The organism is Hahella sp. HNIBRBA332 (assembly GCF_030719035.1).
GTDB lineage: Bacteria > Pseudomonadota > Gammaproteobacteria > Pseudomonadales > Oleiphilaceae > Hahella.
The window spans coordinates 4,166,558-4,188,888 of sequence record NZ_CP132203.1; the positions used below are offsets into that span (position 1 = coordinate 4,166,558).

A 22,331-nucleotide genomic window follows, 5' to 3' on the forward strand; every position below is an offset into this window, starting at 1 on the left:
TCTTTCCCTCTATGACAATGTTATAAAAGCCTTTCGTTGTAACGAATCGTCAGGTAGCAGCATATATGATCAGTTGGACGCGCAAAGCTTTTAGTGAACTAACGCTTGATGAACTGTACGCATTACTGCGTCTACGGTCAGAGGTTTTTGTTGTGGAACAGAACTGTCCCTACCTGGATGCGGATGGTGCGGATAAAGACTGTCTGCATTTGCTGGGCTGGTCGGACATTGAAGGCGTAGAAACGCTAACCGCCTACCTACGCTTAGCCCCGCCAGGAATAAAGTATACCGAGACTTCCCTGGGTCGAATTGTCACCGCACCTTCTGCGCGAGGCGGCGGTTCAGGTAAGAAGCTGATGACTGAGGGCTTGAGTTGGGCGCGGGAGCTGTATCCGCAACACAACATTAAAATTCAAGCACAGGCTTACCTGGAAAAGTTTTATCAAAGCTTCGGTTTCGTCACCATTTCCGAACAGTATGACGAAGACGGCATTCCTCATATTGATATGCGCCTTGAAAATAAGTCCTCAAATTAGACAGAGTTATTTCCGTTTTTATAGATGAGGGCGACGGGCGGCTTCCATGCCTGGGTTTAACAGCGCTTCTGCGTCAATTCCGTTTATAAGTCCGTTTCGACCCAGCCGGGTCTGCGGGCTAATCCTTTTGTGAGTCCATTTGTGAGTCCTTGATGGGAGACTCCCTCTCCATCCCGTCGCAGGAGTAATATTACTTCTTACAACGACCAATACTGTCGCTGACTCGGAATTTTTTAGCGATTATGACGACGCCAGTGCAACGCTTTTAATGCATCAATAGCATGCTGACCCCAATGTATGCGAAAGCTTTCTTCCCAATAGCACACGGCCTCTTTGGTGTGATTGTGATCCCATAAGGACAGGCCGTCTTTCATGTCGCGATAGATATCCGCCAGATCATCGGCAATGTCTCCCGCATTGACGGAAGCGGATTGCATATCGAATGGATCGTCGATATCGCGATACTGAGTGAATGGCATCGAACTGAATCGCTGGTAGATTTTTTGCCAAGCGTCGTGGGTCATGGTTTCAAATTCCAAATCCGTACCCGCCGGTTCAAAAGGCAGTTCCAATATCGTTGCGTAAAGACTGGCCAGCAGTCTGGTAGCTGTCGCCATTTCTTCATCTTCGGAGCCCGGCGTCGCTTCGCTCCATTGACAATATTCCCGGGCCAATTCTACAAAACGTTGAGTTTGCTCACTGCTGGGTTCTATTGTTTTCAAGTTCAGTTACCTCTGAATATTAGGCTCGTTGTAATTCTAATGTGCAGGCCATTGCACAGTTACAGCTGCGATTATCGCCGCCAACTCATTCTTTGTTATCCAAGCAAGGACAGGACGCCTTTCGAGTTAATTTGTCACCAACGTTATCAAATACCCCTTTGATTCGACAGCTAGTATTAATGCTAGTCCTGTATTCATACCCCCGGATAGAGAATAATTGCTCTCCCTTGCATAATGCTGACAACACACCCGTTAATCAGCTCAATACAGGATGTTATGACATGAGCAAAGACCTGCACTGTTGGACCCATAACCCAAAGCAAAACAACGCGATCATTTTATTCGTACACGGTGGCCCCGGAAGTCACTCGCACTATTTCAAAGAGTGGTTGCAACGTTACCCCATTTACAGCGAAGGATTTGGCTGGACCTCTTATGACCAGCGCGGCTGCGGGCTTTCAGCCCAGACGCCAGCGCTCACTCATCAAGATAACGTTGACGATCTTATCGCCGCTATTCATCGCCTTAGCACTTGCCATCCTGGCTTTTGCGCCGTGGTGGGGCACAGCTACGGCGCCAGATTGCTTTATGACGCACTCAGACAGGATGAGTCCATTGAGACTAAGGCCGTTTTTCTGGGGAGATCTTTGCGACCAGACATTCCCGCCAAGAGGAACTTCCTCATAGATCAGATCCTGATGAAGATTTTCCAACGCGACGACTACGCCACTCTGATGCAGGAGGTTGAGTATGATATCCAGAATCCCGCCAGCTTATGGAGCGCCAAACAAGCATTTCGAGAAAAGCTGGAAAACAGGGATCTGCGAACCTTGTTTTATTGGTCGAACTTTCAGGCCATGGATGACTACGCCGCCATGAAAGCGCAGACGGAGTTACAGGAAAGCGATGAGGTGTTTAAGCAGATTACCAGCTCAATTCACAGTCAGTCAGGGCCTGACGATGTATATGACTTCGCCAGCTTGAAACAAGACTCTTTGCACATTATGGGCGCGAGCGATTTCGTCATGGCGGGAGACACTTACACAGCGCCGGCGGACAACGCCTATAACGCCAGGCTGTTTTCCAAGTCAGGCCATTATCCGCATCTGGAAGAGCCGGAACAGTTCGTCGCTACCTTGGCGCGCTTCCTTTTACACAACCGCTCATAACCACCCGCCGCGACTTGATGGAAGCGCGGCGAGTTCTTGCTCGCTCCGCTATAGGGCGCAGTCTTTCAATAACTTCTCAGCCGGACTTTGTTTAAAAACTGAGTCCGTTCATGCTCGTCAGGAATGCACTCCGCCATCGCCTGATAGAGCTTGATTTCCGTCGGCGACTCTTCGCGACATTTGCGAACGATACAGCCCGCCAAGGGGCCGACATACCGACTGAGGAGTTGGGTCAGACGTTGCAGTTTTTCTTCGCTCAAGGCGGTGCCAACACTACTTTTATACTTGGGCTTCGGCCTGTTCGCCACAGGCGCGGCCGCTTTCTGACGCGCTACGGAATCCAGGCTGCGTCCAGGGTGGGTCATTACGTCATTTCTGTGGGCGCGATCAAGAAAAGTATCTCGTTCCGCGCCTTTGGGAATATGTAATGACAGCGTATCTATCATTTCCGGCAGAGAGCGGGAATGCGAGGCGGCATTGCGAATAAGGTGAGTTGAAACCGGCCCTAAATGCCGCGCCAACGCGACGGTGAGGATGCCATAGATTTCCGCTGACAGTTGAAGTGGCGATGTTGTTTCAGATTGACCATTGCGCGCACTGCTTCGGCTTGCGCTCTCTTCGGCCGTGTGACCTCCATTCTTCCCATAAACTCTGGTTGCCAAAATATCCATACCATAGCCGCCTGTAATGTTGCTTTCGTTTTTAGTATCAGGAGATGTGAGAGAGTTTCACATTAAGAGAGGCAAGGCCTTGCAAGGCAATACAGATTCGACCGCATGACATCCCTCTCATACGCCGCGAACACTGCTGGGTTCTGGGCGTGCGACGGCTCAAAGAAAGCATTCCAGGCTTCATGGGCCGCCAATTGAGCAAGCGTCGCATCAAGCGGACAACCGTCATTAATGTGATATACGATCGCCCGCACGATGACGTTAAACGCCTACGACGTCACACTCTATCATGATAAAACGTCAGTTTCAGTCCTCTCCTACTTCTACGCCGCCATTTTGTTTGGGCGCATGAGCCAAAATTCGATCCGCCAGCCGGGAGAATGGCAAACTTTGAATCCAAACGGTTCCGGTTCCCCGCAGCGTCGCCAGAAACATGCCTTCTCCGCCGAAAAACATGCTGCGTATGCCTTTCACCATCTCGATTTCATAGCTGATGGAAGGCGTAAACGCGACCAGACAGCCTGTGTCCAAGCGCAGTGTTTCATTATCGAGGCGCTTTTCCACCACCGTTCCGCAGGCGTGGATAAAAGCCATGCCATCCCCTTCCAGCTTTTGCAGCACAAAACCTTCGCCGCCGAAGAATCCACTGCCCAGTCGACGATTGAATTCCACGCTGATGCGGGTTCCCATGGCCGCCGCCAGGAAGGAATCTTTCTGGCAGATTATGGTTCCACCCTGATTGGCCAGGTCCACCGGTACGATGCTGCCCGGATACGGCGCTGCGAATGAAACCTGCTGCTTGCCGTGACCGCTGTTGGTGAAGTGAGTCATGAACAGCGATTCCCCGGTCATCATGCGTTTGCCCGCGCTGAACAACTTGGAAAAGAAACCCTGTTCAGGGTCCGAGCCATCGCCCATCTTAGTTTCGAACTCTATTCCGCCGGTCATGTAGTTCATGGCCCCGGCTTCCGCAATAACAGTTTCACCTGGGTCCAGCTCCACTTCCACCATTTGCATGTCGTGGCCAATGATCTTGTAGTCAACCTCATGGCTGCGCATATCAGTTTTTCTCCTTGCGATTTTGTTGATACCCTCATAACGCCATAGTTATCAAACAGATGCAAGCCTCCCTCTTTCCACACAAGACAGGACAGGTCGTTGTGTTTTATATCCTTGGCAAGGATCAACACAGCCATTGATAAAAGCAGTTTCATCATCGTTTTGCACTCAGCGCACAGCCAATTTCATCACTGCAATTGTCTCGCCGCTGAGGTATAAAGGGAGCGCAAAAATGTTCGGATACAAAGACGACAACAGGAAGCTTTTAGGCAGGATCAGAACCATGGAACGTACTGAAAGGGAGCAGACTTCGGACAGCAACAAAGCCTTGCGCACGTTACGCACAGCCATGATGGCGGGTGCAGTGGCGATAGCGCTCTACGCACTGCAATTTTCGGCGGTCTCGCAAAAAACGGCTGTGGCCAGCGTTGGGTTGATGGTGGCGGGCGCTTTCCTGCTTCTAGGCGGCGTACTGGGCTTTATCTTTGGCATTCCCCGCACCTTGCAGCAGGAATCAGGCCCCATTAAAACCAGCGACAACCAGGGAGCAGGCTATCTCGCCAACACCAACCTCGAACAAATATCCGACTGGCTGACTAAGATGCTGGTTGGCGTCGGCCTGACTCAATTGACCGCCATGCCATCCCACTTGCGCGCGGTGACCAGCTACATTGCCGAAGGCATCGGCGGCGGGCGGGACGCCTCCATCTTCGCATTATCGGTGCTGTTGTACTTTTCCATCATTGGATTTTTATTCGGTTATCTCTGGACCCGCCTGTTTCTTGCCGGCGCTTTTCGTCAGGCGGATCAAACTGCCCTGGGCACGCTGTCCGAGCGCATGGAGCGGGCGAACCGCGACATAGAAGAGATCAAGAAACAAACCAAGCTGGATGCCGAAGCTCAAAACCTGGTGGACCGCCAGCTTAACCCGAGCTTTGAGCTGCCTCCCGCCCCACAACCGGAGCTGGATGAAGCCGTCGCCGCCGCCTCGCCGGAAGCCAAGGCGAAAATCTTTTACCAGACCTGGAAAGTGCGCGGAGAAAATTGGCGCAACAATAAACAACTCATGGAGAAAACCATTCCCATATTCCGCGCGCTGGTCAAATCAGACCCAGACGGACGCTACCATATGAACCACGGGCAACTGGGCTTCGCACTGAAGGATAAAGTGACGCCGGAGTGGGAGAACGCGCTAACAGAGCTGTCCTGCGCCATCGATATCCGCGGAGGTAATAAGGAAGAGGGCTGGAGATACTATGAGTTCAATCGCGCCATCTGCCGCATTAACCTGGATGAGGACTTTCGCAGCAACCAGCCCTCTGCTCTGTCTGTGCGCAAAGCGATAGTGGCGGATTTGAAGGAAGCGGTCGCTCACGACTTTACGGATTTAATCAGCGCCAATGAAAATATTCAGGCATGGATGCAGTTGAATCATGTCAGCATGGCGGATATCACCGCCTGATTGGGCAAGACGACGCGGGAAGTCTGATCCAGGCTTCCCGTAAAATCCGGCTACTCTATCTCGATAATTTCAAACTCTTTCTCTCCGCCCCCAGCGACAAGCGCAACCACATCCCCCACCATTTTCCCCATCAGTTTCATACCGATAGGAGAATGTCGCGTGATGACCAACACTTCTTGCTCATCCAGCAAAAACTTAAATCCAGCCGCATCAGGGCCCACAAACAAACGACGTTCTGAACCATCTTCCGCTTCCAGGGTGACTAACGCAAAAACGGCGACCTCGTCTTGATCAGTAAAGCGCTTGGGCGGGGTATTTTGATAAGAGGCTAGCGCCTGTTCCAATTCCCTTACACGCCGGGATTGCCCTTCCGCCAGATAGGACGCTTCCAGACCAAATGTGTCATATTTGTTTTCCGCTACGCTTTCTGTATGGGTGGCGGTTTCATGAGCGGTATTGGCCGCCTGCTGGGCGACGGCCAGGTCGTCCTGTAGTTTGGCGATAATCAGTTGATGAATTTTCTCTTTTCGCATGGTCCTAAAGCACAATGGCGCAGAAAACGAAGACTGTGATTAACATGGCGACACGCCGCGAGAGACAGGCGTTGACATGAAAAGACCCGTCCGTTCAGACAAATAGAGGGATGCAGTTTGTCCGCCGGATGAATAAATAAACCAGATTCGGATTCCTGTCCATATCCACTATGAAAAGAGCAGTCTATAAGCCACAAAAAAGCCCGGAACCGCACGAGTCGGCGCCGGGCTAAGCGCTATGGGTCTATCAACCAAGGATCAGTGGATTATTTAATCCAGTGTTTACCCCAGTGAGTAATGTCATAGGAAGAAGCGCTGGAGCTCGCGCTGAATGCGCGCATCGCCGCCACGCCTTCGTCTTTCTTCGCCGCCGCCTCGATTTCATCATCGATGACTTTGGTGGACAGAGACAACCAGCTGGTTACGAACGCCACAGCGTCGATATTGATTTCCAGTGCGTCCTGCGCGATGTTGTTGATGTTATCGCAAGCCTGGTGGTAGCAGGGGTCCAGAGCGACACCAGCGTCGCCGCCATATTTCTCCGCCTGCTCTTCCGTCTTCGCGACTTCCGCGCCAGTGAACAGACCGCCGAAGGCTACGCCGTCAGTAAAGAACTGCGCATAGTCGGAACGGAAGCTGATCTCGGTGCCTTCATAAGGCAGCGCACGCAGCTTGTAGTAGTCTTCGAACAGTTTTTCAGTGGCTTTGGATCCAGGAGGACCTTCCAGACCAAAGTCAGAACCGTCGCCGTCATAAATCATGTAAGCGAAGTTCGGAGAAGCGATCATATCGAAGTTCAGGTAGACCTTAATCTTCTTAAGCTCGTCTTCCGGCAGGTTCTGCACGTAGTGTGTGGAGCCAACCAGACCTGACTCCTCCGCACCCCACCATGCGAAGCGGATTTTGTTGCGTGGATGCGCGCGACGCATTTGCTGCGCCAGTTCCAGCAACGCAGCGCTACCAGAGCCGTTATCGTTGATGCCAGCGCCTTCGTAGACGGAGTCAAGGTGCGAGCCGACCATGACCACGTTGTCCGGGTTGCCTCTTCTGGACTCAGCAATCACGTTGACGGTTTCAGTTTGCTTTCTCACCACGTCGGTTACCACATGCATCTGCAGCCCTTCAGCGCCCGCCCATGCTGCGCCGTTGTCGTAGGTCGCGAACACAACAGGAATGCCCCCAGTGTAATCATCGCCCAAAGTAGCGTTCATCAGACCTTTGCGGTCTTCAGTATTACCCTGGTTGAAGATGATGACGCCGATTGCGCCAGCCGCCGCTGCATTTTCCGCTTTGATCTGGAAAGTACAGGAGCCGCGCTGAACCAATGCGATGGAGCCGGCCGGGAAGCCGGCGAAGTCTTCCGCCTCACAGCCGCTGGTGGAGGCGTTATCCGGGCCCAACGCCAGATCAACCGCAGCCACAGGGCCGGTTACATCGCCTGCGTCGGTTTGCGACAGATAAGTGAAGTCAACTTCCCATTCATAAGAAGTGGTGTCAGGAGCGGTGGTCTCCAAAGTTCCTGGGCCCTGCGGATAGAAGGCGTTGAACGGGAATGGAGCCAGCGTTACGTCATAACCCGCGCTTTCCAGCGTGGATTTGATGTAGTCGACGGAAGCGTCGTAACCCGGCAAGCCAGCAGCGCGAGTGCCGTCGTTAGCGCCAGCGATGTCGTTCAACATTTGCAGGTGCGACATGACGTTTTTAGCCTGCATACAACGAGGCAGTCCCCAAGGGGAGTTATTCAAAACGCCAAAGCGGCATTCCAGTGGGTGCAGGCGGTCTGGGCTCCAGAACTCATTCAAAAGATCGCTGCGTGAAGGGGGCGCCGAATGAGCGGCGGTGGCGAGAGCAAGAGTAAGGGAGCTCAAAGCCATGGATAGGCTTGTCTTCTTCGTTAGCATTTATTCCTCCAGTCCATATAGGAGATTTCTTTTTATCTGATAGGCCTGCTTTTGGCCGGCTATCATTTTCGCCCTATACAACTCCTCCTAGGCGCGATCAGTCTATAGTAGTCAGATTGAGTCTATGCGGAAGGGGTTAGTCCGGGCTTTAGATAGGTAATTACCGAAGGCCCTTATCCCTCACGTTTAATTAATGTGAAGGCGCTCACACTTTATAATGTCAACCCTTAGCGGACTAAGCCAATAGTCTCGATTGGACAATAAGTTAGCACGCACAAACCGTTTTATCGCCCAACTCAATCGCCGTCCTGAAAAGGTTTATATGCCATAATACGCCGCCTGATAAACCACATAACAATATGACAATCACACACAGTTAAGGAGTCCGCGATGAGCGAATTATTGAGTTATGAACTCAAGGACAATGTTGCCGTCATTACGCTGAACAACGGCAAAGTCAACGCCTTTTCCCCGCAATTGATCGAAGAGTTCAACGCCGCATTAGACGCGGCGGAGCAGAATAAAGCCGTGGTGGTGATTACAGGAACTCCGGGCATGCTCTCCGGCGGCTATGACTTGAAAGTCATGACGCAAAGCATGGAATCAGCCATGGCGCTGGTTAAACAGGGTTCCACCCTGTCTCACCGCCTGCTTTCCTTCCCCATGCCGATTATCGTCGCCTGTCCTGGCCACGCCGTCGCAAAAGGCGCTTTCCTGTTGTTATCCGCCGACCTGCGTATTGGCGTCGAAGGCCCCTATAAAATAGGCCTGAATGAAGTAGCTATCGGCATGACCATGCATCACGCCGGCATCGCCATCGCCCGCGCGCGCCTGGCGCCGGTATACCTCAACCGTTGCGTCATTAACGCAGAGATGTTTGCACCTCAACAGGCCAAAGAAGCCGGTTTTCTCGACATCGTCGTAGACGAGCCTGAACTGATGGCGCGAGCGATGGAAGAAGCCAAGAAAATGACAGCGTTGAATTTGAAAGCGCACAAGAACACCAAACTGAAAGTGCGCAGCGCGTTCTTGAGCGAATTGGCGGAAGCCATCGAGAAAGACGCGACTGGATCACTGTAATCCCAAACTTCACAGGCGCGCCCGCTGACGGTTAAGTTTTCAAAGTAAATCGATAACAGCAGCGACGCGCGCCTTTCAACACATGTTCTGTCCGCTCTACCGTTGCAAGCTCTTCAAAGCAACGCTGGAAATTTTGCAGCTCCGCTCGACATAATCCCTGACAATGCTGCGCCGCCACGCAAACAGGACAATGGTTTTCCACCAGATACCAAACTCCCTCGTCCTGCTCAAAAAAAGCGTCCGCCATATACCCTTCCGCGCTGCGTAGCTCCGCCAGTTTGGCGATTCGCCCCGCTACATCAGGATACACAGATAACGCGGTTAAGTAGCTCTGCAGTTGTCTGGCGTTACGCGCCTCAATGAGCTTCTCCAACCCCTCTTCCCCAAACACCTCACGGGTGGACGCGATCAAGTCGACGGTCAGATTGGCGTGACTATCCGGAAACCGGCTCTGCGCCTTTTCCGTCAGACGCCAGACCGCTACAGGACGTCCACGCGCCTTCCTTTCCTCTACGCTATACAAAAGACCTTCCTGCTCCAGCTTAGCTATGTGCTGCCTGGCGCCCATCGTGGTCATGCCCAACATCCCCCCTAATTTGGGGGCGCTGGCCGGCCCTCGGGATTTAATCAAGTACAGAATACGCTCGCCGCTGTCTTCCTGCGTCGTCAAAGAAGTCTCACTCTTACAATAAATGGGTAGCGTCTCAGTATACGTTGATAGGAAAAATTTAGTAAAGCGATAGCTTTACTAAAGACAGGAACAGGAATAATCTATTTTGGAAAGCAAAAGCTTTACTAAATAAATCCAACAACAAACACGACCCTGCCCGGGGCGACAATGGAGGACGAACCATGTATCTGGAACACGCTAACATCACCGTTGAATCCATCGAAAAATCCACGGAGTTTTTGCAAGCCGCCTTCCCTGACTTTGTATTACGGGGCGAAGGAAATCTGATGAATCAAAACGGCAGATGGGCCCATGTGGGCAATGACCGCTTCTACTTCGCGCTACAGCAGTGCGATAACCATCTAAGCGATGTCAGCACCCGCTATATCAACGACGGCATTAACCATATTGGCATGGTGGTGGAGGATCTCGATGGAGTGACAGGCCGCTTGCAGCAGCGCGGTTACGACGGTTATGAAACAGAGTCTAATCCATTCCGCCGTAGAGCCTACTATTTCGACCCTAACGGCATCGAGTGGGAATTTGTACAATATCTGAGCGAAAGTCCTGCGGAGAAAAACCGTTATTAAATAGCCCAGTCAAAGCCGCACCTTTAACACGTTAAACGCCCCGTTGATGGGGCGTTTCATTGCGATACCAGAAAAATTGTCGGTTTAGCGATCAACGTGCAGGAAAAGTCCATTTATAAGGCTTTTATTTAACAAAGTTTCACAAATAACCGCGAAATAATTATCGGAGAATCCCGCCGCCTTCGGATACCATGACTCAACATTACTACAAGAATTGAGAGTGCTATGACCAAGTTAGTCTTTCGGGTCGCAGTCAAGCAAAGTGAGAAAGCGGACTACTTCTCGTCGATACCCGGACTTCTGGTTTGCGGCGTGGGAGGCACGCTGGAGGAAACGCTGGCCAACACCCAGCTCATCATCGCTGACTACCTAAAAGACAGCATCAATGCCCCTGTTGCGGCGATAGCGGATACCAAAGTCACTTATACTGACGTCACTTGGCATATCGTCGAAATTAACCGTCCATAACTTCAGGTTACTCTGGGCGTAACATCGCACGAACGCAGCTTGCGCACGTTTAGGCGCTGAGTTTCGGTTCACGCTACTGACAGCCTAGCGACATTTCTTCATACCCAACGATAAGATCAGCGGAGACGACGATCCTTCGCAAAGTATCGCTGCTTTTCTCATAAAACCAGAGTGACTGATCTACGCCTTGGGAGTCACTAACCCGTATATCGCTGCTCTTTAATACCTTGTCACAAGAAGGGACCGGAAAGCGCATTAATAAAGCAATTTCTCGACTGACGGCATCTTCAACCCGCCCAGCGAACTCGCTCCCACTGAATAAAATATCCAACTCCAAACCCTAGCGAGAGGCAAAGCACCGCCACAATAACTGTCTTCATCTGCACACTCTGATATCCAACAAGCTTCAGACAGACAATTTACAGCATCAGAGAAATTGAATCGAAGCTGGATAGAACGAAGTTATAGAAGAAAGCCGACGACAAAGATTTGCATGACAATCTCGCGAGCTCTACCTACTGAGCTACAGTCACAAAAGACTGCCGGGGCTCGAACCCGGGACCTCGCGAATCAATGTAGTCATACAGGCATTCGTCAGCGCAAACCAAAACGCTTTTCCATATTCGCCCAATGCTGAGACTCAGGATATTCCTCAGCTCTGGCGTTATGGAGAAACGCTCTTGTGAGCGCTTCCCTTCAGCGACAAAAATGCATAAGACGCAGCATGGTTTCAGTATGTAGTCTTATACGCATTCGCTAAAAAGAGCAAAAATGGCCAACAAGCGCAGTGCAAGGCCCGAAATATGTAGCCCTGCAAGGTATTTGGCCTAAAAAGCCGGCGACAAAAGTTTGTATGACGCATATACCGCGCGCCTTTACCAATGGGCCACAACTGTAAACAGTCGCCGGGATTCGAACCCGGAAATTCGCAGCCCCGATGTAGTCATACGGGCATTCGCCGACTTACCAAAGAACCCTTGCATCAGATGCAAAAGCGCTTTCCCATAATTTACTCATTATGGGGAAACGCTCTTGCAAGCCTTTCCCTTCGGCGACGAGAGTGTGTGTGACAGTCCTGCTCTCCCGACTGAGCTACCACGCCATTTTAAGCGTGGGCGGGACTCGAACCCGCGACCTGGCCATTAAAAGTGGTGTAGTCACACAGGCATTCGCCAAAACTCAAATAAGGCGGCCAACAAAAAACAGCCAGGAAGTTATTTGGGAAAAATGTAATCCTGACCAGCATTTGGCCTAAAAAAAGACCAGCGACAATAAGGGCGTATGACATCTAAACACGCGCGCTACCACTGCGCTACGGCTGTCAACCAACCGCCGGGATTCGAACCCAGGGCCTCGCGTCCCCATGTAGTCATACTGGCATTCGCCGGTTTAACTTTTAAAAACGTCTGTTTATCTCTCCTTAAAACGCTTTCCCATAACCTTCGTGTCATGGGGAAACGCTCTCACGAGCCTTTCCCTTCGGCGACAAATGTGTGTGAGATACTTTCCTGCTCTATCCAATTGAGCTACCGCGCAAGACTTCCGCGCGAACGGGACTCGAACCCGCAACCTGGTCGTTAACAGCGATGTAATCCCACTGGCATTCGCCAAAATCAACATTGGGCGGCCAACAAGTTATGGTCTGGATGTTTTTGGATGTAATCCTGACCGACATTTGGCCTTAAAAAACACGGCGACAATAAGGGCGCATGACATGTCATCTGCTCTACCAACTGAGCTACGGTCAGAGACCGCCGGGACTCGAACCCGGGACCAAATGGTTAATGTAGTCATACTGGCATTCGCCGATATCAATAACTAAGCCTGCGAATCAGGCCGCCCGCAGACGGCCTTTCTCTTTACCAAGATCCTTGGCTACAGTTCGATTTCCTTGATGGTGCGCACCCAGGTCTGTGGGTTATCGCTCAAAAAGGACTTCATCACTGTGAACACCTGATCGGAGAATCCTCCCACGTTCAGGATGTCATCACGCTCCATCGCCTGGGTGTATGCGTTGGGCACAACATCGATACACACCATTTTTGCGTTGGGGTTACGCTGCTTCAGCTTCAGCCACTCCTGCATCACCGCCGTCCCTGAGTTGTACCCCGCATAACGGCTGTTCGTATCAATCCATGACTCGTTATCGCTAACGAAGACCAGCGTATCCACTTCCGCTTTGCGCCGGTTCAGCTCTACCAGAGGCGCGGAACAGTTCGTTCCGCCGCCGCCCAGTTGCGCCAGCTTGGTCGCGTTGGTCATCACCGAATCCCGAGGATTCAAACGCACCTGATGCACTGATGTCGCGAACGGGAGAATCTCCGCATCCTTGTTTTTCGCCAGGATAGCCGCAGCCACCAGAGCGGCGACATCGATACACCGCACCTTACTGGAAGCGCCGGGACGATAACCTGACACCGACTGAGTCATAGACCCGCTGGTATCCGGCAACACGACAACCCGACCTTCCAGCGCCGGAACATTCTGCAGCGCGATCTCCATCGCGTCCTGCAAGGCCTCCGTCACCATTTTAGGCACACCTTCGCCCGCCATGGTGTAAGCAGCCATCAATTGATACGGAAACGCCTTGGCCTTGCGAATGGCGTTCTCATCACGCAGACGGTCAGCGATCACACGGTCCATTCCTTTTTCCTTGAACACGCCCTGCCGCGCAAAGGTATTCAAGTTCATCCGCGTCATCTGCCATCCCGCATTGCGGGCGATGCCAGCCCAATGCGCTTGTGTCAGGTTCAGCGCTGTCAGCAACCGAAACTCCACTTTCGGCAGCGGCTGGGACTGATCCGCCTTAAAGGCCTCATAATCCCGCACAACCTGCGGCAGCTTCTCCGCATCGTATTCTCTATCGATCAGATAACCGTACAGCGCCTGCCGCATCAGGTTTTCCGGCTTTGGCCGCACCATCTTGATGACATCCTTCATCGAAGGCGACGCACCGACAGAATCCATGAACAAAGAAGACTCGCCGCGAGCGTTGATCCATTCTTTCACCAGCCGCTTAGGCATGGTTCCCAGAGATTTACGCCCAACCACGCCGGAACGCATGATCTGTACGAAGTTTCTCACCATACGGCCGTTATCAATGACCCGCTTGAACACGACGGGAACCATTTCCGGCGCCCGCACAGTCAGTATCGCAGTCAACAGCGCCGGCATATCTTTCATGAAGCCGCGCTCCCGAGCGAATACCGCCAATTTAGCGATAAATTCTGGCTCCACTTGAGCGGCGAACTCCATGACTTTTTCCAACTGATCTTCAGCGGAAGCATAGAATGTACTCGTGAAACATCCGGTCACCGCGTACTGCGCCAGCGCATGCTCTGCGGAATATTTATAAGCCAGGCCACCGGCCTGATTAACGGTGTCCGCCGCAGGCGCCATTTTTCCGCGCCGGGTGTTGAATAATGTTTTACTCGCCATTTCTTTACTCCCGCCGACAATACATTCGGCTTTACTGAATTTCACTGCTATCTAATCTGGTAATCAGACTCTGTCGCAGTGTTCCAAGACATTGTTTGTTTACTTGCCAGATGTATTGCAGCCCACATGCCAACTTTCCAAAATCATCCGAAAATATTTCTTAAGTTACTGATACCAAACAACTTAATTTTTATTTCTTGATTTTTTGCAGAGAAATTAAGAAATTCATAAAATGGATTTTATATCTATAAAAATAAAAAATTATCTAAATAAATAACCGCAATTATCCTAATCCACTTTTAATTGGCCTCGTGTCTCGTAATAACGACTATACTTAACGCCGCAATGAAAACGCTTTCACAAAATTCATAAAAATCAGATCGTTTGAATAGCGAGTTAATAACGGGTTAACAAGGAGGCAACATGGAGATAACCATTTGAAAGTAAAAGCTAAAAAAGAACAGGCAACGCCAGTTCCGTCAGCGCTTCCGTTTGGCGCAAAGGCAAATGCTAGTCCGGATTACCGATTCATCTCAGAGCCTGAGCGTTGTATAAGCCTGAACTGGCCAATACCAAACAGGGATTGCTTTAGATGTATGCGCTTTCCTTAAGATAAAAATGGTAACGCTTTCATAAAGAGACCGCCTATGAAAACCAAAGACTCCATCATGGACAAGCTGCTGACGACTCTACTGCTGCTTTCAGGAACCGCCTACGCCGCTGATCCCGGCGACCCTCGCGAGTTCACGCAAACACTACAGATGAATGGCGGCTCAGCCATGCTGCGCTTCCACTCTCCCCAAGCTCTCAATTTGCGCTCCCCCACGGAGCGGGTATATATCAACTACCGCATCAATGGCTCGCAAATACAGGTTGAAGAACTGACGGAAACCGCAGCACAGACCGAGTTTGAGACCCAGATTTCCGGATTAAACGACGGCGACCGCATTGAGTACTACTACACACAGGTGCTGGACGCCCAGTTCGCAGAGCTGCCGGTGGATAGCGGCTGGTTCAAATACAAAGTCGGCGAAGGTTTTTCAAAGCCCGCCTACCCGCTTACCTTTACCTTCGGCGGCCGTTTTCGCGACCGGCATGAGGGCGAAGGTCGCTTCGATCACTATGTCGCCGGATATACCAGCGGCACCAGCTATATCGCCACCTTCAAAGACTGGGGAAATCGTCTGGAGATGACCGTCGTGACCGACGACCCCACCGACAATAGCGACATCCGCTGGAGTGACCATATCGGCGTGCCCGACCCGCTCAACAAACAGGATGTCTGCTATCGCGCGGAATTCGATAAAGGCGGCGACATGGAGCAGGTCAACGCCAACACCTGGCGCTATGTCATTAATGACGTCACAGAGGGTCAACTGATTGATCTGGAGTGGACGTTCAAACGCGCCAGCACGGACCAACAGTACTACAACGATATTTTTCGCATCCGCATTGGCGAGGGACATCTATCCCAGGAACGCCAGCATCCCTATTTCTCTCCCGGCGGCTCCACCACGCCGAACATTATTCAGGATAAGCAGTTTCTATTCGCCCAGCATCTGGTCAACATCGGCGGTCAGGAAATGAAAGATTTCCTGGCGGGAAAAACGTTGTTCGACACCGACTTTGGCGAGAGCAATCCAGATATCGCCCTGCATGCGCCTCAGACTAAATACGATTGCATCGGCGACCAGCCCTCTCCCAAGCAATATATCGATTTCCCCCAACGGGCGCGCACGCCGGTGACGCTGGCGAACCAGCTGGGGCCGCAGTTTAACAACAGCTCCTGCTTCGCCTGCCATACCAATGACGGCCGCGGAACACCGCCAGAACCCGGACAACCGATGCAATCCATGCTACTGGCGCTCAGTGTCGAGGGAACGGATGCTCATGGCGGCCCTGCGCCGCACCCCACTTACGGTTCACAGTTACAGGACAAAAGTGTGAATGGAGGATCTGGCGAAGGCCAGGCTAGCGTGACTTACCAAAGTATCACTCGCAACCACATTGGCGGGGGAACCTACACCCTGCACAAGCCAATTTACGACTGGACGCTGGACGCCCCCATCAACAGCGGCGATATTCTGTTTTCACCGCGCATTGCGCCGCAGCTGACCGGTATGGGATTGATCGACGCCATCTCTGACGCAACGATATTAGCTTTCACCGATCCTGATGACGCCAATGGCGACGGCATTTCCGGCAAAGCCAACTATGTGTGGGACAGACAGTCGCAAAGCATGCGACTGGGCAAATATGGCTGGAAGGCCGGACAACCCAGCGTATTGCAACAGACCGCCAAGGCCGCTCATGAAGATATGGGGATAGCCAACCCCATATTCGGAAACGGCGCGGAGTTTTCCATGGAAGATCTACACAAGATCGAATCCTACGTACGCCATCTCGCCGTGCCGCCCAACCTGGAGTTTTTCGCCGACGAGGCGTCCCAGGCCAGCAAGCTAAGAGGCAAAGCGCTGTTCAAGGAAGCTAACTGCAGCGGCTGTCATATCCCCACGATGACCACCTCATCGGACTTTGAAGTCGCCTCGCTCCGCAATCAGGTCATCCAGCCCTTCTCCGATTTCCTGTTGCACGACATGGGACCGGATCTTGCCGACAATCGCCCCGAATACGCCGCTACGGGTTATGAGTGGAGAACGCCGCCGCTCTGGGCGATAGGCCACTTCGCGGAAGTTAACGGCAATGCCCGCTATCTACATGACGGTCGCGCCACCTCTATCGAAGAGGCGATTATGTGGCACGGTGGTGAAGCCGCCGCCTCTCGCGACGCCTTCTCCGCCATGTCCTCCTCCGAGCGGGAAGATCTGATCGCCTATACCCGTTTTCCGTTCGTTGATCCTGTCGCAGATGGCGGCCCCGCTGTGAAAACGCCATCGGCGTCGATTGTCTCGCCTACGCAGGGCAGCCAAGTGGAACGCGATGTCGAGCTAGCGTTCACATTGCGCAACTGGGAAATGAACGTTGACGGCCGCCATTTGCACTGGTTCGTGGATGGCGTCGACCAGGGCGAGCGCTATGACGCCTCCCCAATCACTATCTCTGAACTCTCTGACGGCGAACACACCATCGCCGTGAAGCTGGCGAACGCCGACCATCAGTTTGTAGGCGGCGCGCAGGTCAACGTGAAAGTTGGCGGCGATGCGCCCGGACCAGATCCGCAGCCGCAAGGCATTACTAAAAACGCGGATGGCAGCGTCACCTACGCCATCACATTCGCCGGCAAGATGGAGCGCGTACAGTTGTTCGTGGAGAAAAACGGCGGCCCCGGCTATTTCTGGGCTCCCTTGTTGAAAGCGGATGGCGGCTTGCAGAACGGCGCACAGGAGACCGCCAACAGCGACGGCTCCTACCGTTACAGCATCACTCACCCTGCATCGCATTACGGACCGGCGCAGACATTGCGCCATCGCTTCTACGCCTATAGTCCAGCGGCGGGGCAGCTGTTTCAGCCCGGTCCTGGCGACGCGCTGGGCGAGGTGTTCAACTACTGAAGCCGAGCACACAACGCACAACATAAAACTGTCGCAAACAATCAAGGGGCGCTAGCGCCCCTTTTACGTTTTCTTATCGACCTCAGTCCAATAAGGCGAGTATCTCCGAGACAGCCTCGTCAATTCCCGTCAAAGCTGGAGGCTTCATGGGCGGCGCGGCGCAGATCTGATTCAGCTCATCGACAATCGCCCCACTGAATAGTTGCTTCTCATCGATTTCCTGGCACGGGACATGTTGTCGCAACCACTCAATCTGATAAGGCTCTTCCGGCCAATCCCGTCGCGGCAGGTACAGCACCGGCGTCTGATTCACCGCCGCCTCCGCCAGCGTGCCGTAGCCTGGCTTGGTGACCACAGCGTCGCAGCTGGCGAGAAGGTCGATATGCGCAATTGCGAAGTCCTTGTAGCAGATAAAGTCATCCCGGCCGTTTACCGGCTCCCCTGTCAGCCAGAGCAGCCCGGGAGTGCTTGGCCAGTCGTGAAAAGGGATGGCGTAAGGCATGCCGCCCATAGACACCAGCACAAATCTGTCTGTGTCCGGACGCTGCAACGCCTCACGCAAATCGCATCGGCGACCGGACCGCGATATCGGACCAATAGACTTCACATGGGCCATGCCCGTCATCGGCATGCCCGGAGTCACCCGCAAAAATAACTGGGCCTGGTTATAAGCGTCGCATATCCACTCGTATATCTCTCGACTCCTGGGTTTGTCGCCGCAGTAGGAAAGAAAAATATCGGCCCAATTCAGCGAGCAGAAATGCATGGAAGGAACACCCAGTTCCGCCGCTGCGGCGGATAATCGATAGCTGATATTGGTTAACACCAAATCCGGCTTCTGCTCGCGCAAATGCGCCGTTTCCGTCGCCAGCGTCTCCGCCCAGGTTTCATATTCATTCAGGTACGCGTCATAAGTGGCTTGAACATTGACCTTGAGAGCGTCAAACATGGGCATGCCCAAATCCGTTCGTCTCAGCACATGACGAAACGGGCCCTGCAACCAGGTTTGCAGAATAGGCAGCGGCGCTTCGCTTTGAATGGCCAGCCTGATATCCGAGCGCCCGCTCATCAGGCGATTCAGCACGGGCGCTACTTGCGCCAGATGCCCGAAACCATGAAAGGAAATCGCGCAATAGACGGTTTTCATCGCGCCCCCGCTGCGCCAAGGATCACTTCAGCGCCCAATAGCCCACCGGCTTCAGATGCTTGGTGAAAAACGCTTTGGTCAGTTCGACTACTTTTACGTCATTGAAACGACCATGCTGCCCGCCTTTTACCGTGTAAAAGGACACCGGCACTTCCGCCGCTTTCAGCGCCGCCTCCAGCAGTTGGCTTTGATGGTGGGGGACAATGGAGTCAGCGTCCCCATGCACAATCAGGAAAGGCGCGTCGCCTTCGTTGACATAGGTGATCGGGTTGGCCCGCTCGACTTTGTCCTTGTTGTCCTGAATCGCGCCGCCGATCAAACGGGATTCAGGAGAGTCCGCTTTGTCGTGAGACTGGCTGGCGGGAAGACGGTTCTCATCCATCTGCAGGAAATCCGTGGGGCCGAAATAATCCACCACCGCTTGCACCCGGCTGGAAACATTCAGATTCTCGCCCACGTCAAAGTCCTCCACATCCCCCGTCGTTCCCAGCAGCGCGGCAAGGTGACCGCCGGCGGAAGCGCCCCACACGCCAATGCGCTCAGGGTCAATGTCATATTGCCCGGCGTTGGCGCGCAACCAGCGCACCGCCGCCTTGACGTCTTCTAACTGTGCGGGAAACTTGGCCACATTACTAAGGCGATAGTTGACGCTGGCGACGGCATAGCCTTCATCCACGTAGCCGATGGGAACGCCCTGGGTTTTATCGCCATTCATCCAACCTCCGCCGTGAATCCAGATAATCAGGGGGATATTTTTACCGGCTGAAGGAAGATACAGGTCCAACTTTTGTTGCGCATGGCCGTTACTCACATACGCCATGTCTCGATGTGAAATAACGCCCTGCTCCGCGGGAGGGATAAATCCGGAGTCAGGCGTCGGCGCCGACTTTTCCTGCGCGGGCGGCTGCGCAGGCGAGGACGTCGTCTCAGGGGAACTCTCGGTCGCCGCCACCGAAACACTTACCATAAAAAAGGAAGCAATGAATGCTTGAAGCCGCATCAGACTATCTCCTTTCGATGCAGTGACCACGCGTCGGTTTTAAGCACATCCTTTTTCCGTACGCGCTAATAGCATAGGCCCGCGCAGAAAAAGCGCCAGAAAATCCGACGACGCCAAATGGCGCTGAACATAACATGCAGGAGAATGCAGTGACAACCAAGCCTGTTCGTCGCTAAATGCGGAGAGAAAATGAGAATGCAAAGGGCCGGGTATGCGCCCGGCCCTGTTCAGAGGTTTACATAAAATGGCGTTATTGCAGCGTTACCGTTGCGCTATCCGAGGGCGACACTGGCGCTGAACCATCGTCATCCACAACGGTTGCGGTGACGGTATTGGTATGCGTCGCACTGTTCACCCAGGCCTCGAAGCTACAGGTGTAACTGTCTCCAGGTTGCGCGGCGGGCTGCAGTTCCTGCGGCGTCACACAGGTGGTGTTATAAAGGTCGCCCTGAACCACCGTTACGTCGCCGAACATATCGTCCACCAGAGCCGTGACCGTCAACACTTCCGCATCGGAAGTATTGGTCACCGTCACGTCGAAGGTCACCAGCGCCCGCGTCGCCGTTTTAGTGAGCGCCGCCGCTGGAGGCGCATTGATGATGTCGACAGTGGCGTCGCTCATGGCGCTGAGCACCTGTCCGTCATCATCCACGCCAAGCGCCAGCACCACGTTGGTGACCGAGGTATTGCCGTTGCCGCTGACAAAAGTGGTCACTGAACAGGTGAAGGATTGCGAGGAGTACAGGATTTGCGTCAGCGCGCAGTCGCCCAGGCCATTTAGGTCGCCCAGCTTGTCGTCGTCCAGGTTTTCAATGGTCACTGCATCGACGGTAGACAGGTTGGTCACGGTATAGGTATAGGTGACATTGCCTCCCGGCTCATCAACCTGCTCAGGATCCGCGGTTTTGGTCACGGAGATTTCCGAGGGCACATTAACGATCAGCACTGTCGCGGAGTCGCTGGCGCTCACCATATTGCCTTCGTCATCCGCGCCAGAAGCGGTGACGGTGTCCGTTTCGGATTTACCCGCATTGCCCATGACATTGGTGGTAAAAGAGCACAGGTACTCCTGCCCCGGCGCAATAACAAGCCCGGACTGACAGTCGCCCTGGCCATTGAGGTCGCCATGGATGTTATCCACTAATGATCCCAGCGTGATGGGATCGCTGGACGCCGGGCTGGTATTCTTCACGGAAACAGTGAAGGTGACAGGGCCGCCGGGCTCCAGCAACTGCGTGGGTGAGGCGGTTTTGACGACTTCCAGCGCCGGGGGCGAATCCAGAATAGTAACGCTTGCGCTATCCTGCCCCGCCAGGGTGTAGCCATTGTTGTCAACGCCGCTGGCGGTGACGGTATCGGTTTCCACGGTGTTGGCGTTCGCATTGATCTGCGCGGTGAACTGACAGCTATAGGTATCCACGCCTCCAGGGTTGCGATCATCCGCCGGGATCGTCTGCGGCGTCGCGCAAGTGGTGCTGATTATGCCGTCATGCCCCGCCATGGTGATATCGCCGTAGATATCGTCGGTCAGGGTATCCATTACCACAGAGTTGGACGGATCAATCCCCACATTAGTGACGGCAATGGAGAACGTCACGGCGCCGCCTGGCTCCGTCAGCGTAGTGGGCGAAGCAGTCTTTGACACCAGCAGTTCCGCTGGCGGCACATCGATTGGCACATTGAACCCTTCGTCGCACTTACACTTTGACGGCGACCCTGGGAAAGCGTCCGTGGGAGTCACACAAAGCTCATTAGCCCCCGCCTGCCGCCAGCTGGTGCAGTACGGCAGGTTTAACTTACCGTCAGCGTCCGGGTCGACACACACGGCGGTAATAGTGATAGTCGGATACAGCGGATTATGGCCGGGTTTGTCTATGTCGCCACAAGTGTCCTGCACCCCGGATGGTCCTGATGTGCCTGGAAAAGGGTCGTTAGTTCCGTCCAAATCCAGCCACGGTGGATCGGGTTGAAACGGCAATGTGGAAATTGCGCAGGAACCGCTGATGGCGCCATCGCCTTGCGGGTCTCCGTCAGTGACGAAGTAGATGCCGATATCGTGTCGTTCTTTCGCTGACGACACCAACTCAAACGTAGCGGTGAACTCAACCGTATCTCCCTGATAAGCGCAACCGTCATCCAGTATTTCAAGTTGCGGCGTTCCATCCGGGTTGGTGGCGACACCCGCTATCTGAATATCGTTAGCCGAGCATTGCACACTGAATCCCGCGGTTTCCTCCATACAGCCCGCTTCCACCAAGTCCTGCGCAAAAACGGGTGAACCCATAAGCATGGCCGCAGCCAGCGCCGCCATACCACTCACCTTTCCGCGCTCCTTTCTCGTACCTGATAATTTCGCGTTAACTGACTGCATAT

Annotated in this window: 17 protein-coding genes; 7 read left to right on the forward strand and 10 right to left on the reverse strand. The window is 53.3% G+C overall.

All coding sequences use genetic code 11. The features are described from left to right. Positions 1-65: 65 nt before the first annotated feature. Positions 66-536, forward strand: coding sequence for a GNAT family N-acetyltransferase (locus O5O45_RS18355; RefSeq protein WP_305900810.1), 471 nt, complete (start codon positions 66-68; stop codon positions 534-536). Between the two features lie 233 nt (positions 537-769). Here the strand turns inward: O5O45_RS18355 and O5O45_RS18360 are convergent, their stop codons facing one another. Continuing rightward, positions 770-1,258: a DUF5063 domain-containing protein gene (locus O5O45_RS18360; RefSeq protein WP_305900811.1), complete on the reverse strand. Its 489-nt coding sequence runs from the start codon at positions 1,256-1,258 to the stop codon at positions 770-772. A gap of 281 nt (positions 1,259-1,539) precedes the next feature. On the opposite strand from O5O45_RS18360, the gene O5O45_RS18365 reads away from it, so the two are divergent. After that, positions 1,540-2,427, forward strand: a complete 888-nt coding sequence (locus O5O45_RS18365; protein WP_305900812.1) for an alpha/beta fold hydrolase — start codon at positions 1,540-1,542, stop codon at positions 2,425-2,427. Between the two features lie 65 nt (positions 2,428-2,492). On the opposite strand, the gene O5O45_RS18370 is transcribed toward O5O45_RS18365, so the two are convergent. Then, positions 2,493-3,098: a hypothetical protein gene (locus O5O45_RS18370; RefSeq protein ID WP_305900813.1), complete on the reverse strand. Its 606-nt coding sequence runs from the start codon at positions 3,096-3,098 to the stop codon at positions 2,493-2,495. 306 nt (positions 3,099-3,404) lie between these two features. Next, complete coding sequence (locus tag O5O45_RS18375) at positions 3,405-4,157, reverse strand: TIGR00266 family protein (protein ID WP_216739527.1); 753 nt, start codon at positions 4,155-4,157, stop codon at positions 3,405-3,407. Between the two features lie 283 nt (positions 4,158-4,440). Here O5O45_RS18375 and O5O45_RS18380 point away from each other — a divergent pair, with 283 nt between their 5' ends. Next, positions 4,441-5,619, forward strand: coding sequence for a hypothetical protein (locus O5O45_RS18380; RefSeq protein ID WP_305900814.1), 1,179 nt, complete (start codon positions 4,441-4,443; stop codon positions 5,617-5,619). A gap of 50 nt (positions 5,620-5,669) precedes the next feature. On the opposite strand, the gene O5O45_RS18385 is transcribed toward O5O45_RS18380, so the two are convergent. Further along, entirely contained in the window at positions 5,670-6,152 is a 483-nt protein-coding gene (locus O5O45_RS18385; RefSeq protein WP_305900815.1) for a GreA/GreB family elongation factor, read from the reverse strand. 266 nt (positions 6,153-6,418) lie between these two features. Further along, positions 6,419-8,053 carry a M28 family metallopeptidase gene (locus O5O45_RS18390; protein WP_305900816.1) on the reverse strand — a complete coding sequence of 545 codons (1,635 nt, stop codon included), beginning with the start codon at positions 8,051-8,053 and terminating at the stop codon, positions 6,419-6,421. Positions 8,054-8,443: 390 nt separating this feature from the next. Here O5O45_RS18390 and O5O45_RS18395 point away from each other — a divergent pair, with 390 nt between their 5' ends. Continuing rightward, the gene (locus O5O45_RS18395; RefSeq protein WP_305900817.1) at positions 8,444-9,133 is read left to right on the forward strand and encodes a crotonase/enoyl-CoA hydratase family protein; all 690 of its coding nucleotides are present in this window, start codon (positions 8,444-8,446) and stop codon (positions 9,131-9,133) included. 31 nt (positions 9,134-9,164) lie between these two features. Here the strand turns inward: O5O45_RS18395 and O5O45_RS18400 are convergent, their stop codons facing one another. Beyond that, a complete protein-coding gene (locus O5O45_RS18400; RefSeq protein ID WP_305900818.1) occupies positions 9,165-9,803 on the reverse strand; it encodes a helix-turn-helix transcriptional regulator in 639 nt (212 codons plus the stop codon). Between the two features lie 182 nt (positions 9,804-9,985). Between O5O45_RS18400 and O5O45_RS18405 the strand changes: the two genes are divergently transcribed. Both O5O45_RS18405 and O5O45_RS18410 read left to right on the forward strand, forming a co-directional pair. Beyond that, the gene (locus O5O45_RS18405) at positions 9,986-10,393 is read left to right on the forward strand and encodes a VOC family protein (RefSeq protein WP_305900819.1); all 408 of its coding nucleotides are present in this window, start codon (positions 9,986-9,988) and stop codon (positions 10,391-10,393) included. Positions 10,394-10,618: 225 nt separating this feature from the next. Then, positions 10,619-10,861, forward strand: a complete 243-nt coding sequence (locus O5O45_RS18410) for a hypothetical protein (RefSeq protein WP_011395499.1) — start codon at positions 10,619-10,621, stop codon at positions 10,859-10,861. A 1,875-nt stretch (positions 10,862-12,736) separates the two neighbouring features. On the opposite strand, the gene O5O45_RS18415 is transcribed toward O5O45_RS18410, so the two are convergent. After that, positions 12,737-14,299, reverse strand: a complete 1,563-nt coding sequence (locus O5O45_RS18415) for a vWA domain-containing protein (protein WP_305900820.1) — start codon at positions 14,297-14,299, stop codon at positions 12,737-12,739. 647 nt (positions 14,300-14,946) lie between these two features. Here O5O45_RS18415 and O5O45_RS18420 point away from each other — a divergent pair. After that, positions 14,947-17,811 carry a di-heme oxidoreductase family protein gene (locus O5O45_RS18420; protein ID WP_305900821.1) on the forward strand — a complete coding sequence of 955 codons (2,865 nt, stop codon included), beginning with the start codon at positions 14,947-14,949 and terminating at the stop codon, positions 17,809-17,811. An 82-nt stretch (positions 17,812-17,893) separates the two neighbouring features. Here the strand turns inward: O5O45_RS18420 and O5O45_RS18425 are convergent, their stop codons facing one another. The 3 genes from O5O45_RS18425 to O5O45_RS18435 all read right to left on the reverse strand — a co-directional run bounded on the left by O5O45_RS18425 (position 17,894) and on the right by O5O45_RS18435 (position 22,329). Beyond that, entirely contained in the window at positions 17,894-18,958 is a 1,065-nt protein-coding gene (locus tag O5O45_RS18425) for a glycosyltransferase family 28 protein (protein ID WP_305900822.1), read from the reverse strand. Positions 18,959-18,980: 22 nt separating this feature from the next. Next, positions 18,981-19,958 (reverse strand): alpha/beta hydrolase, encoded by a 978-nt coding sequence (locus O5O45_RS18430; protein WP_305900823.1) that lies wholly within the window; start codon positions 19,956-19,958, stop codon positions 18,981-18,983. Between the two features lie 250 nt (positions 19,959-20,208). Next, a complete protein-coding gene (locus O5O45_RS18435; protein WP_305900824.1) occupies positions 20,209-22,329 on the reverse strand; it encodes a hypothetical protein in 2,121 nt (706 codons plus the stop codon). Positions 22,330-22,331 lie beyond the last annotated feature (2 nt).